The sequence below is a fragment of the Paraflavitalea pollutisoli genome, assembly GCF_029360705.1.
GTDB lineage: Bacteria > Bacteroidota > Bacteroidia > Chitinophagales > Chitinophagaceae > Paraflavitalea > Paraflavitalea pollutisoli.
The window spans coordinates 3,686,050-3,700,260 of record NZ_JARKMX010000008.1; the positions used below are offsets into that span (position 1 = coordinate 3,686,050).

The following is a 14,211-nucleotide window of genomic DNA, read 5'->3' on the forward strand; positions in this document are numbered from 1 at the left end:
TTTGCGCCATGCAAATTTTAGATGGGCAGCTTGTATCACAGGCTACAAAAGATGAACTGCGCCTCAATGTGGGCCAGTTAAGGACCGAAGGCAAAAAGATCCCCCACCTCGCCGCCGTACTGGTTGGCAACAACGGGGCCAGCGAAACCTATGTAGGCTCCAAAGTAAGGACCTGCGAAGAAATAGGTTTCAAATCCACGCTCATCCGCCTCGAAGAGGAGATCAGCGAGTTCAAATTGCTCGAGGTCATCAAGGAACTCAACAATGACCCCGATATCGACGGTATCCTGGTTCAATTGCCACTTCCCAAGCACATCTCCGACGAAGAAGTGATCAACGCCATCGATCCTTCCAAAGACGTAGATGGCTTTCATCCCATCAGTGTAGGTAAACTGGTACAGGGGCTCCCCTCTTTCGTATCAGCTACCCCCCACGGCATTATGCTCATGCTGGAGCATTACAAGATCGACACCAAAGGCAAACATGCCGTGGTGATCGGCCGCAGCAATATCGTTGGCCGCCCCATGAGCATCCTGCTCAGCGCCAATACTACGCCCGGCAACTGCACCGTAACGCTCTGCCACTCGCAGACCAAAAACCTGAAAGAACTTTGCCTGCAGGCCGACATCATTGTGGCAGCCCTCGGCAAACCCGAATTCCTCACGGCCGATATGGTCAAAGAAGGAGCTATCATCATCGACGTAGGTATCACCCGCGTAGCCGATCCCTCCAAGAAACGTGGCTACAGCATCAAAGGCGACGTTGATTTTACCAACGTATCACCCAAAGCGAGCTATATTACGCCCGTGCCCGGTGGTGTAGGTCCCATGACCATCGCCGCATTGATGAAGAACACCTACGCAGCCTGTATCGCCAAGAACTAATCGATCAATAGCAAAGGCCCCTCAGCAGTGTATGTATCATATATTGTGGAGGGGCTTTCGCATTTACCTCCCAACACGCCCGTTCCCACCTACCAACCTCCCACATTACCCCAGCTCGTGCTATTTTCGTAAATTTGCGCCCTATGGAACTAAGTGCAGCACCGGTGGTCACCAGTTTGCCCGTGATGGAATCCTTCTATACCATTCAGGGAGAAGGCTTTTACCAGGGAAAAGCAGCTTATTTTATCCGCCTCGGCGGATGCGATGTCGGCTGCGTATGGTGCGATGTGAAGGAAAGCTGGGATGCGTCCAAACACCCGCAGCATACCATCGAAGAGATCGTGGCCGCCGCAGCAGCCCACCCTGGCCGCATGGCGGTGGTAACCGGCGGCGAACCCCTGATGCACAACCTGGACGAATTGACGGACGCCCTGCATCAAGCTGGTTTTCAAACAAATATCGAAACTTCCGGCTCCTCCCCCCTGAGCGGCAACTGGGATTGGATCTGCCTGTCCCCCAAGAAATTTAAACTTCCGGTACCCGAGATCCTGCCCGTAGCCAATGAGCTGAAAGTTGTCATATTCAATAAAAGCGATTTTGCCTGGGCCGAAAAATACGCCGCCCAGGTATCCCCCGACTGCAAATTGTACCTGGCCCCCGAGTGGGACAAGTCAAAAGAGATGAACCCCCTCATCATTGAATACATCAAAGCGAATCCACGCTGGGAGCTATCACTCCAGATCCATAAGTATATCAATGTACCTTAGAATAAACCCCGGCCTTTTACGTTTTTAACAATTGCATACTATCTTACGCGAACGAAATAGCGTCTTGATAGGAAGTATCGACTGAAACATCACAAAAAAGGTTAGCATGGGCATCAAGCAGTTTTGTACCATATTGGCACTCTTCATAGCACCCGTATTCGTATCGGCACAACAATATGATCCGGCCAAAGTAAACAAGAAGGCTGCCGCCCTCTACGAAAAAGCCATCAACAAAGCCCAGGATGATGATTTCAAAGGAGGCATAGAATTGCTGAAGGAAGCGGTAAAGATCGATCCCCGTTTTCTCGATGGTTACCTCTCCATCGCCGGCATGTACGGCGAAATGAAAGACTACCAGAACGCGATCGACTACTACCTGAAAGCGAAAGCCGTCGATGCCGACTATTTCAAAGACTACAACCTCCCCTACTCCATCAACCTCGCGGGAAAAGGACTCTTTGCAGAAGCACTGACAGCCGTGACCGAATTCCTGACCATTACCAACCTCAATGCGAAAAGCCGCAGTGCCGGCGAATTCCGTCAGAAGAGCTACCAGTTTGCCGTAGACTATGCCAAACAGAAACCGCTATCCGAATACAAGTTCCAGCCACAGAATATGGGCGATAGCATCAACTCTATCTATTCCGAGTATTTCCCGGCCCTCACCATCGATGGCAACGAACTCGTCATCACCCGCCGGGTAAAACACTACAACGAAGATTTCTTCGGCTCCCGTCGAATCGGTGGTCAATGGTCCAAGGCCTTGCCGCTGCCCGGCGATATCAATACCGACGCCAACGAAGGCGCACAGACCATCTCACAGGATGGACAGTGGCTTATCTTTACCGGCTGTAATTTCCGCGACGGGTTCGGCAGTTGTGACCTCTATATTTCCTACCTCACCCTCGATGGATGGAGTGCTCCTACCAACCTCGGCCCCCGCATCAACAGCGGCGGTTGGGATTCTGCCCCCACCCTATCACCCGATAAACGCGACCTGTATTTTGCCAGCAGCCGCAACGACGGTTACGGAGGCAGCGACATATACGTAAGCCACTACCTGCCCAATGGCCAATGGAGCATGGCCGAAAACCTCGGACCAGAAGTCAACACGGCCGGCGATGAAAGCTGCCCGTTCATCCACGCCGATAACCAGACCCTGTACTTTACATCCAACGGACACCTGGGTTATGGCGGCGATGATCTCTTCGTTATCAAAAAAGGTCCCAACAAAACCTGGGGCAAGGCCACCAACCTCGGCTTTCCCATCAATACCATCGAAAACGAAGGCAGCCTGATCATTGCGGCAGATGGCAAAACAACCTATTACGCCAGCGACCGCAGCGATAGCAAAGGTGGTCTCGATATCTATACCTTTGAATTGCGCGACGATATCCGTCCCGCCCGCACCCTGTGGGTAAAGGGTAAAGTGTTTGACAAGAAAACGAGCAAAGGACTACCCTCCGCCATCGAATTGACCGACCTGGCCTCGCAGGAAGTAGTCAGCAAGGTCCAGACCGACGAAACCGGCAATTACCTGGTCACCCTGCCCATTGGAAAGGACTATGCCTTCAACGTAAACCGCAAAGGCTACCTGTTCTACTCCGAGAATTTTCCGCTGAGTCAGAAAGCACCTGATTCCACTTACCACATCGATATCCCCTTGCAGCCCCTCGAAGCCAATGCTTCGATCGTGCTGAAGAACATCTTCTTCGACTCGAAAGAGTTTAGCCTGAAACCCGAGTCCACCTCCGAGCTGGACAAACTGTTTGTGCTGCTGCGCGACAATGCCACCATCAAGGTCCAGATCAGCGGCCACACCGACAATATAGGCAAGGCCGAAGACAACCTGCTGCTTTCGCAAAACCGGGCGCAGGCCGTAGTCAAATACCTGGTCGGTAAAGGCATTAACCAGGCCAGGCTGACGGCCAAAGGATTGGGAGCTACGCAACCCATTGCCGACAACAATACAGAAGAGGGTCGGGCCCAGAATCGCCGCACGGAGATGAAAGTGATCAGCTTCTAGCGACCGCTTACAGGCATAATGTTCTGTGCCTGTTCGAGGTTGATGGAACAAACACATTAGTCATATTATACACAACACTAAAATGTCATGACATTTTAAAATTAGTCGTCACCCAATTTGGAATCGCGGGTTGCACAACTGTAAGTTTGTAGCAGGCAAAAGGGGTTCGATCCGGTATGCTGAAGGGTACCCCTCCCCACTCGCTTCCATGCCGCTCCCTACTCGCTCCCATGGAAGTGTAATGAAAATAGCACAACTTTTCTAAATCAATCTCTTACACCAAAAGCGAGAGGGTCCGGCGTGTCCCGGCAAAAAGAGCTGCCGGTAAATCGGACAAACAAAGCAGGCAGCAGCGCAACAGCTATTGAAATATTATTTATTTTCATGCTGCGAACACATCCATGAAAAGTGACCTACTCTATCAGCTTGCCCTGGCCCATGTGCCACATATCGGACCGATACATGCCAAAACCCTGGTGGAACATTTTGGCAGCGCTACGGCCATTTTTAAGGCTACCAGAACACAGTTGGAAGCCATCGAAGGCATAGGCCCTGCAAGAGCCGTCGCCATCCTCTCGTACCATGATTACGACGCCGCCGAAAAAGAGATCCAATTCATGGAAAAGTACCGGATCAGGCCGCTATTCCTCACCGATCCCGACTATCCCCAACGCCTCTTACATTGCTACGATGCCCCGGTGCTACTCTTTTACAAAGGCCAGGCAGACCTCAACAAAACCCGCATCCTGTCTGTGATCGGTACACGTAGCCATACACCCTATGGCAAGCACCTTACCGAAACACTGATCGCCGATTTGGCCAACTACGATGTACTCATCCTGAGCGGGCTTGCCTTCGGCATAGATGTACTGGCACACAAGTCAGCCATGAAGCACGCATTGCCCACGGTTGGTGTACTTGCTCATGGCCTCGATACCCTATATCCGGCACAACACAAAGCCATCGCCAAAGAGATCGTGGCATCTGCTGGTGGATTGCTCACAGAATTTCCCAGTCAGACGGCCCCCGACAAACACAATTTCCCCGCACGCAACCGTATTGTCGCTGGCATGAGTGATGCCGTCGTAGTCATAGAGACCGGCGTAAAAGGCGGCAGCATGATCACTGCCGAACTCGGCAACAGTTACCACAAAGAAGTATTCGCTTTCCCCGGTAAGACTACCGACACCAAAAGTGCCGGCTGCAACCAGCTGATCCGGCACAACAAAGCCATGTTACTCACCGATACGCAACAACTGATCGATTGCATGGGCTGGGAACCTGGCAACAAAAAAACAACCGTCGCTGCCTCCGGCTGGACGCCCACAGCCACGGAACAACAACTCATGCATTGTTTCGCTACCAGCGACACCGTACACATCGATGAACTCAATACGCATAGCAAACTCGGTGGCAGCACCCTGGCCGCCACCATACTAAACCTTGAGTTGCAGGGCATCGTACAAAGCTTGCCTGGTAAACGTTACAAATTGCTGCTGCAGGCTTCCCCGGCGGGTGAATGACGTATTTATTCTTTTTTACAGGCAGCCATCAACGATATAGTAGCGACAACAAAGAACTATACAGAAACATTTTTCATCTCGGTGGGTTATAGTAGATAATTAAAACGTAAAGATTGTACGGGAAACATTGCTTCGAAATACCCTTTATGTGTTATTCCCACATGGAAACAACAGCCATTTTCGAACTCAATTGTTAAAATGCTTTTGCAAATTCATGAACGGTATACAACGCAGTAAACGAATGTGACTGAAGCAGCTAAAAAATCTTTTGGAGCGTATTGAACTGTTACCCTACCTTTGCACATGGCAACAAGAAATTCTTCCCTCAGGACAAAATCCCCCAGTTCAAGTAAGTTTTTTGGTGAAGGTTTAACGTTCGATGACGTTTTACTGGTCCCTGCCTATTCGCAAGTACTCCCCCGCGAAGTAGACATCCGTACCAAGCTTACCAAAAGTATTACCCTCAATGTTCCCTTACTTTCTTCCGCCATGGATACGGTTACAGAAGCCAACCTGGCCATTGCTTTGGCCCGTCAGGGTGGTCTCGGTATCCTGCACAAGAATATGAGCATCGAGCAACAGGTGGAGCAGGTACGCAAAGTGAAGCGCAGTGAAAGCGGTCTTATTCTTGACCCCATCACGCTGCATGAAGACGCAACGATCGGCGACGCACTCCGCCTCATGAAAGACAACAAGATCGGTGGTATTCCCATTGTCGATGCAGGCAAGAAACTCGTTGGCATCCTGACCAATCGTGACCTTCGTTTCGAAACGGCTCCCGACCGTAAAGTAAGCGAGCTGATGACCAAACAACTCATCACCGCTCCTGAAGGCACAGACATGAAAAAAGCAGGCACCATTCTCCGCCAGCACAGAATTGAAAAGCTCCCGGTGATCCGCAAAGATGGTACCCTTATCGGACTGATCACCTACCGCGATATACTCCAGCTGAAAAGCCACCCCAACGCTGTAAAAGATGGCTACGGCCGTCTCCTCACAGGTGCAGCACTCGGTATTACCCGCGACCTGCTCGACAGGGCCGGTGCCCTGCAACAGATCGGTGTGGACATCGTTTGCCTCGATAGCGCCCACGGACACAGCAAAGGCGTGATCGAAGCGCTGAAAGCTGTGAAGAAGAACTTCAAGAAACTACAGGTAATAGCAGGTAATATCGGTACCGCTGCAGGCGCCAAAGCGCTCGCCGAAGCAGGAGCAGATGCCGTGAAGGTGGGTATCGGACCAGGTTCTATCTGTACCACCCGCATCGTGGCCGGTGCAGGTATGCCACAGATCACCGCCATCATGGAAGCAGCTTCCGTATTGCACAAAATGGGGGTTCCGCTGATAGCAGATGGTGGTATCCGTTATACAGGTGATATGGTAAAGGCCCTCGCAGCAGGCGCCAACCTCGTCATGATGGGTAGCGTATTTGCCGGAACAGAAGAAAGCCCCGGCGAAACCATCATCTACGAAGGAAGAAAGTTCAAACAATACCGCGGTATGGGTTCCATCGGTGCCATGAGCCAGGGTAGCGGCGATCGTTACTTCCAGGATGTAGAAGATGATGTAAAGAAATTCGTACCGGAAGGTATCGAAGGCCGTGTTGCCTTCAAAGGCAACCTCAGCGAGATCGTGTACCAATACGTAGGTGGTCTCCGCTCCGGTATGGGATACTGCGGTGCCAAAGATATCAAAGCATTGCAACAGGCACAATTTGTCCGCATCACCAATGCAGGTATGAAAGAAAGCCACGCACACGATATCGAGATCACCAAAGAAGCCCCCAACTACAGCAGATAATAAAAACTTCATACACGGGCTAAGCGTGACAGGGATGAGCCATCACCCAACACGCTTAGCCCGTTTTCTTTTCAACTTCCTCTCGTTGCCGTTTTCTCCCGCAGAATGGCGGGATTGCCTCGATGCCTCTTTGCCCCGATGCCTTTCTTTCGCTATCTTACGAAAAAATAGGTTCCATGCGAATTGTACGGGTCATTGCAGCACTTTTATTGTTCCTGTTCCTGAAGTGGACACCTGTTCAGGCACAGACAGATTCCTGCAACCTGCGCATCAGCCTCCTTACCTGCAGCCCTGGCGAAGAGCTTTACTCTGCATTCGGCCATACCGCCATTCGTGTTGTCGACAATGCCACCGGCGCCGACATCGTATTCAACTACGGCACCTTCGACGACGCCGACCCCATACAGTTCTACAAAGATTTTACCAAAGGCCTCATGTATTATGAGCTGTCCGTATCGACCTACAACGAATTTGCTTACGAATACAGCTATTTCAAACGCAGCGTGGTAGAGCAGGTACTGCAACTGAGCTGTGCTGAAAAAACAGCCATGTTCGACGCCCTGCACCAAAACGTGCGGCCAGAAAACAAGAACTATTACTATTATTTTCACCAGGACAACTGTACCACCCGCGCAAGAGACATGATCGTGCGTCATGCAACCCGTGGCGTACAGTTTCCCAATATACTGACCGATCAGTCGCCCTCCTACCGCAACCTCATACATGAATACCTGGACAAAGGACACCAGCCCTGGAGCAAGTTTGGTATCGACATCCTGCTAGGCGCCAACATCGATAAAAAAGTGACCAACGACCAGGCCATGTTCCTACCCGATTACCTCAAAAAAGCATTCGACAATGCCAGTACAGGCGGACAAAAACTGGTCATCGAAGAACGGACTTTGCTACCTGCTGCACCTTCGGCAGAAACAGGCAGCTGGTTCACCCCCTTTACACTATTTACCACCCTGTTCCTACTCATTGCAGCCCTGTCGTTCACCCAAAAAGCACCCGGCTTTTTGCGCATCTTCGATATCGGCTTTTTTCTGCTGCTGGGATTGTTGGGTACACTCTTACTCGTACTCTGGATCATCCGCGTAGATGATGTTTGCCGCAACAACTGGAACCTGCTCTGGGCCCTCCCTACCCACCTGCCGGTCGTATTCCTCCTGCACCGCAAAAAACAATGGATCAAAACCTATTTCACGATAGTTTTCGTAATTACCCTGCTATTGGCAGGCACCTGGTTTGTAATACCCCAATCGCTGAATATAGCCATAGCCCCGGTGCTGGGCATCATACTGGTACGCAGCTGGTTTCGCCGCCGGTAACACAGCCAACCCGATAACCCCTGCCGACCACAGAAAACAACTGGTAAAGCCTGCAGCCTGATCCTGCAGCCATTCTATTATTCAAAACAACAGGATTATGTCAGCAACGGAGAAATTCATAGACATCGACGGCCATGCATTGTTTTATAAAGTCACCGGCAGCGGGAAACCCGTTGTGCTGTTGCATGGATTCGCTGAAGACAACACCATTTGGCAATACCAGATCGAAACATTGCAACACCGGTATACATTGATCATCCCGGACTTGCCTGGCAGCGGTCGCTCGGCACAAACCACCGACATGAGCATGGAAGGACTGGCTGCGTCCGTAAAACAAATACTGACCGCAGAATTATTGGAAAACGAGACCGTCGCCATGATCGGGCATAGCATGGGCGGCTATATCACCCTCGCCTTTGCCGAAAAATATCCCGAACAACTCAATGCCATCGGTTTGTTCCACTCCACCGCCTATGCCGATAATGAGGAAAAAAAGGCAACCCGGCAAAAAGGTATAGAGTTTATGCTGCAACATGGAGCCGCCAAATTTATCCAGCAAACCACCCCCAATATGTTTGCCCCGGCCTATAAAAAGGCTCATCCCGAAGTCGTACAGGAAATAGTCGACAGATATTCCAACTTTTCCACCGAATCACTCGTACGTTACTACGAGTCCATGATGTCGCGACCCGACCGCACCGACATCCTGAAAAAAACCGCCCTGCCGGTGTTACTGATTGCTGGTGAATACGATACGGCGATACCAAAAGAACACACGATGCAACAGAGTTACCTCCCCGCATTGTCATACATACACCTGCTGCAGTACGCCGGTCATATGGGAATGCTGGAAGAGCCTACCAGGTCCAACAGCATCCTGGCGGATTTTCTGGAAGACATCTGACCGACATTCATTCAACTGCGGTAGTACTTAATTGGTTACATGAAGAGATTACTACTAATATTTTTTCTGTGCTCGTTATTCATTACCTCCCTGCAAGCCGCCCACGTACGAGGGGGCGAAATGTATTATATCTACGATAGCGTCAACTCGACGGCCACGATGTCCCGGTACATTGTAACGCTCAAACTGTATGTTGACTGTAATTCACAGGCCGGACAGCTGGAAGGTACCGCCCCCTTTACCGTATTTGACCGGTCTAATAATATGCAACTGCGGAATATCATCGTCCAACTCGACGAAACCCGGCGCATAGAATACGACCCCAGGACCAATCCCTGTATCACCAATGCCCCCAACGACGTTTGTTACCTGCTCCGGTATTTTACCACCACCATCGATCTGCCCGTTTCCAGCGCAGGATACGTCATCTCCTACCAGCGCTGCTGCCGTATAGAAAATATACAGAATATGACGGCGCGCAGCAATGATTACGGCGCCACGTACATGTGTACCATACCTGGTACCGTGGCTGGAGTTGCAAAACCAGCCTACAAAAACTCGAGCCCCCAGTTCAACCCCAATGACGCCGTAGCCATCTGTTATGGCTCCAACTTCACTTTCAATTTCGGCGCACAGGATCTCGATGGCGATTCCATCGTTTACCAGCTCTGCAATGCTTACAATGGCGGTGGTCCCGGCAGCACCAGCCCCAGCTGTTATACCTGTGCACAGCCCAGCCCGGCAGCGCCGCCCCCTTATAACTCCATTCCCTACCGATCCCCTTACAGCGGCACCAACCCGCTGGGCATCCAGGCCAGTATCAATTCCCACACCGGTATCATATCCGGGATCGCCCCCAGCACGGAGGGACAATATGTGGTCACCGTCTGTGCATACGAATACCGTGATCAGCAACTCATCAACATACACCGCAAAGACATCCATATACGCGTATCCGATTGTATACCACTCAAGGCAGCGCTCGACCCGAATTATTCCTTTTGCGATGACTTCAATGTCACTTTCAGAAACCAGCAGGTGAACCCTCCCAACACCCAGTATATCTGGAGTTACGGCGATGGCTCAAAACCAGATACCACCATGGACCCCGAAGGCCGTATGCAACACCAATTTGCTGTTGCCGGTACGTATATGATCAAACTCAAAGTGATCCTCGCCGGCCAGTGCGTCGACTCAGCAACCGCAAGAGCCGCCGTATACCCTGGTTTCTTCCCCAATTTCGATGTGATTGGCACCTGCGTACTGCAACCGATCAATTTTGTCGACAAGTCGAGGTCGACCTATGGCGTGATCAATAAATGGTCCTGGAACTTTGGCGATGAAATGAGTGTTGGCGATACATCGCACCTCAATACCCCCTCCTGGAAGTATAGCACGACCGGGCTCAAAGACGTACAGTTGATCGTGGAAAGCAATGTTGGCTGTATCGATACGCTGATCCTGAAAGCCGATGTGCGCGACAAGCCACCTATTACCCTGGCCTTTAAAGATACCCTCATTTGCAGCAATGCCCTGGTACAGGATACCCTGCAACTGCATGCGGCCGGTAATGGCGTCTTTTCGTGGTCGCCCACCGCGAGGATGCTGGATAGCGATAAACCCGATCCCCTGGTCTTTCCACAATCGACCACTACCTATACGGTACAGCTCGATGAGAATGGCTGCGTGAGTCAGGACAACGTTACGGTACGTGTTGTAGGCTTTGTAACCCTCGAGGCCGGCCCGGATGGCATCATTTGCCTCACCGATACCACACAACTGCGACCGGCCACAGATGGGCTTAAATTCACCTGGACCACCAACCCTGCACCGAGCCCCATCAACGATATCCATGTCAGGAACCCGTTGGTATCACCGACGGATCAGTTTACTACCTATTCCGTCCTGGCAGAAATTGGTAAGTGCTCGGCACGCGATGCCCTGCAGCTCAAAACAGTACCCTACCCCACGGCGCGTGCCGGCGACGATATCATCATTTGTTATGATGATACAGCCAGCATCGATGCATCGATCGTCGGCTTCCGGTTCGAATGGAACCCCATCAGTACACTGAGCAATCCGACGGTACTTAACCCGCTGGCCTGGCCGTTGCGCACGACCAATTACGTGCTGACGGTATGGGATACGCTGGGCTGCCCAAAACCTAAACGCGACACCATAAAGGTCATCGTACGTGACCAGATACATGCCTTTGCCGGCAACGATACCGCCGTCGTCATCAATGAACCTTTACAACTGAATGGCCGCGGATCCGACTTCTATGAATGGACACCCGCCACCTACCTCAACCGCACAGATATCGCCAACCCCATCGCCAACCTGCCCGATTCCTTCAAATATCAGTTGAGGGCTTACACGGCAGATGGCTGCTACGATCTCGACACCATCAACATCAAAGTCTTCTATACCAAACCGGAGATCTTTGTGCCCAATGCCTTCCGGCCCGATGGGCACCAGAACAACCGGTTGATGCCGATCCCTGTGGGTATCACCCGCCTCGAATATTTCAGGGTATACAACCGCTGGGGCCAGCAGGTATTCCAAACGGCCCAGCATGGCCTTGGCTGGGATGGAAAGATTGGCGGCAAAACACAGGACAGCGGTATGTACGTTTGGGAAGTAAAGGGCCTCGACTACACCGGTAAAATGGTCGTAAAAAAAGGGGTCGCTGTACTGCTCCGGTAATCCCCCATCCTGGTCACTAATTTTATTAGTAGCTTGCAGCCACTAAAAAGTAAGCACATGTCTACCCCCATCGCCATGATCACCGGAGCCACTTCCGGTTTTGGAAAAGCCATCTCCATCAAGTTTGCTTCCAACAGGTACAACCTGATCATTACCGGCCGTCGTGCCGATCGCCTGCAGCAGTTGAAGGATAACCTCAGCAATACCTATGGTATCGAAGTAATGGCGCTGGTATTCGATGTGCGGAGCAGAAAGGCTGCATTCGACGCCATCGGACAACTGCCCGATGCATGGAAAGCCATCGACGTACTCGTCAACAATGCAGGGCTGGCACTAGGCAGGGATTATTTTGACGATGCCTCGCTCGACGATTGGGATACGATGATCGATACCAATCTGAAAGGACTGCTCTATGTCACCAAAGCAGTACTGCCCGGCATGATCCCACAGGGCAAAGGACATATCATCAATATCGGCTCCACAGCGGGAAAAGAAGTCTACGAAAAAGGCAATACGTATTGTGCCACCAAACATGCCGTTAACGCCATTTCACAATCCATGCGCATCGACCTGCTGCGCCACAAGATCAAAGTGACCGCTATTCACCCCGGTGCAGCAGATACCGAGTTCTCCAATGTCCGCTTCAAGGGCGATGACGACCAGGCACGAAAAGTGTACGAAGGATATGAACCGCTTACTGCCGGCGATGTGGCAGACGTCGTGTACTACACGACCACCTTGCCACCACATGTGTGCATCAATGACCTCGTATTGACCTGCACCGCGCAGGCCAATTCAATGTATCTGTATAAAGATCATTGATTATCAGTTGATAAATAGGCAGTTTGGCGATGCGAACCAAAAATATGGGGTGGGGTTGTGATTGCTCGATGATTTGATTATTTTGTGTGTCGATCATAATCCACATCCCTAACAAAAACCGTTCGTTATGGTTAAATCCCTATGTAAAGCCATACTATCATTCAGTCTGCTCATTATTTCCAACAACCTACTGGCACAAGATGTAATCCGGCAGCAAAGCTGCGAAGGCGGTAATCCTTATCAGCAAACAGTCGATAGCCTCAAACAGGCCTTCACCGCACAAGGCTTCACCGTGTTGCGCGAAGCATCGATGATCATGGAAAGCGAATTTGAAATGCCCATCGTCATGCCCATGAACCAGGGTACAGGGTATCAATTTGTATTTATTGGAGATCCCAGTTCACGCCTGTACGAAGTACGCATGTACGACTGGAATGAAAAACAGGTGATCTATAAGCGTGTGCAGCTGGGCGATACAGAAGGCAATATCGTTACCTACAGCTATGTGCCACAATTCACCGAATACCATATGATCAAGCCGGTACAGGTCAACAAGAAGAAAAAGAAAATCTGCGGCTATGTCATGATGCTGAAGAAGAATGGTACTGGCGACCAGGCTGCACGATAACAACAACAATCACACAAACGAAGCTTATTGAATATATCTACACTTCTATCAAATAACAAGCGGGGACCTTCTGGGGTCCCCGCTTCTTTATTGTATAGACGCTAAACTAAGCATTTGGCTGATAGCAAGTGGCTACCTATTTTTTTACCTGCGTAACTCATAGCCTCTTTGCCTCGATGCCTAGATGCCTCGTTGCCTCCTTGCCTACTTATCCCTGTTATTATTGAACAAAGTGTAGAATAAACTCACCTGAATAACACCATTGCGGAAATCGGGATCGATATTGCTCGCGTCGAAATCACCTACTTTAGAAATACCCGCTGTATAACGGGCCCCAATACCCAGGCCCATATCGCTATGCCAGCCCAGACCACCCGCTACCGACAGGTCCGTACTCTTGGCAAACGTGTTGATGGGCAGGTTATCGGTGTTCTCGCTTACTTTAAAACCGATCTGCGGACCCGCTTCGAGATAGAATCCACCATTGAATCGGTATTTCGCCAATACAGGGATATTGATATAAGATACCTTCAGGTTCTCTTTATTACCGGCATTGTCTACTTTAGCCCCCTGGGAAGAGAACAATACTTCCGGCGCAATGGCAAAATGGTCACCCAGAAAGAAGTTTACAAAAGCGCCGGCGTGAAAGCCTACCAACGACTGCTTATCGAGATCTTTAAAATCACCACCAGTGAAATTGCTCACATTCACCCCACCTTTTACACCCAGTTGAAAGGTTTGACCAAAACTTGTAGCGCTCACCAACACCAGTGCCGCAACGAATAACTTTTTCATACACGAGTTTTTAATGTTAAATACT

The 14,211-nt window shown here is 50.7% G+C and carries 11 protein-coding genes; 10 read left to right on the forward strand and 1 reads right to left on the reverse strand.

The window, feature by feature from the left end:
• Window positions 1–8 precede the first annotated feature (8 nt).
• The 10 genes from folD (at window position 9) to P2W70_RS28440 (ending at window position 13,391) form a co-directional block, all read left to right on the forward strand.
• The gene (gene folD, locus P2W70_RS28395; protein ID WP_276484956.1) at window positions 9–884 is read left to right on the forward strand and encodes a bifunctional methylenetetrahydrofolate dehydrogenase/methenyltetrahydrofolate cyclohydrolase FolD; all 876 of its coding nucleotides are present in this window, start codon (window positions 9–11) and stop codon (window positions 882–884) included.
• A gap of 143 nt (window positions 885–1,027) precedes the next feature.
• Window positions 1,028–1,651, forward strand: coding sequence for a 7-carboxy-7-deazaguanine synthase QueE (locus P2W70_RS28400; RefSeq protein ID WP_276484957.1), 624 nt, complete (start codon window positions 1,028–1,030; stop codon window positions 1,649–1,651).
• Between the two features lie 106 nt (window positions 1,652–1,757).
• Window positions 1,758–3,677: an OmpA family protein gene (locus P2W70_RS28405; RefSeq protein WP_276484958.1), complete on the forward strand. Its 1,920-nt coding sequence runs from the start codon at window positions 1,758–1,760 to the stop codon at window positions 3,675–3,677.
• 401 nt (window positions 3,678–4,078) lie between these two features.
• A complete protein-coding gene (gene dprA / locus P2W70_RS28410; protein ID WP_276484959.1) occupies window positions 4,079–5,200 on the forward strand; it encodes a DNA-processing protein DprA in 1,122 nt (373 codons plus the stop codon).
• 303 nt (window positions 5,201–5,503) lie between these two features.
• Window positions 5,504–7,000: an IMP dehydrogenase gene (gene guaB, locus P2W70_RS28415; RefSeq protein ID WP_276484960.1), complete on the forward strand. Its 1,497-nt coding sequence runs from the start codon at window positions 5,504–5,506 to the stop codon at window positions 6,998–7,000.
• Window positions 7,001–7,176: 176 nt separating this feature from the next.
• On the forward strand, window positions 7,177–8,331 hold the full coding sequence (locus tag P2W70_RS28420) for an Lnb N-terminal periplasmic domain-containing protein (protein WP_276484961.1): 1,155 nt from the start codon (window positions 7,177–7,179) through the stop codon (window positions 8,329–8,331).
• Between the two features lie 97 nt (window positions 8,332–8,428).
• Window positions 8,429–9,235 (forward strand): alpha/beta fold hydrolase, encoded by an 807-nt coding sequence (locus tag P2W70_RS28425; protein WP_276484962.1) that lies wholly within the window; start codon window positions 8,429–8,431, stop codon window positions 9,233–9,235.
• Window positions 9,236–9,274: 39 nt separating this feature from the next.
• The gene (locus tag P2W70_RS28430; RefSeq protein ID WP_276484963.1) at window positions 9,275–11,941 is read left to right on the forward strand and encodes a PKD domain-containing protein; all 2,667 of its coding nucleotides are present in this window, start codon (window positions 9,275–9,277) and stop codon (window positions 11,939–11,941) included.
• Between the two features lie 57 nt (window positions 11,942–11,998).
• Window positions 11,999–12,763: an SDR family NAD(P)-dependent oxidoreductase gene (locus P2W70_RS28435; RefSeq protein WP_276484964.1), complete on the forward strand. Its 765-nt coding sequence runs from the start codon at window positions 11,999–12,001 to the stop codon at window positions 12,761–12,763.
• A gap of 127 nt (window positions 12,764–12,890) precedes the next feature.
• Window positions 12,891–13,391: a hypothetical protein gene (locus P2W70_RS28440; protein WP_276484965.1), complete on the forward strand. Its 501-nt coding sequence runs from the start codon at window positions 12,891–12,893 to the stop codon at window positions 13,389–13,391.
• Between the two features lie 204 nt (window positions 13,392–13,595).
• On the opposite strand, the gene P2W70_RS28445 is transcribed toward P2W70_RS28440, so the two are convergent.
• Window positions 13,596–14,186: a porin family protein gene (locus P2W70_RS28445; RefSeq protein WP_276484966.1), complete on the reverse strand. Its 591-nt coding sequence runs from the start codon at window positions 14,184–14,186 to the stop codon at window positions 13,596–13,598.
• Window positions 14,187–14,211 lie beyond the last annotated feature (25 nt).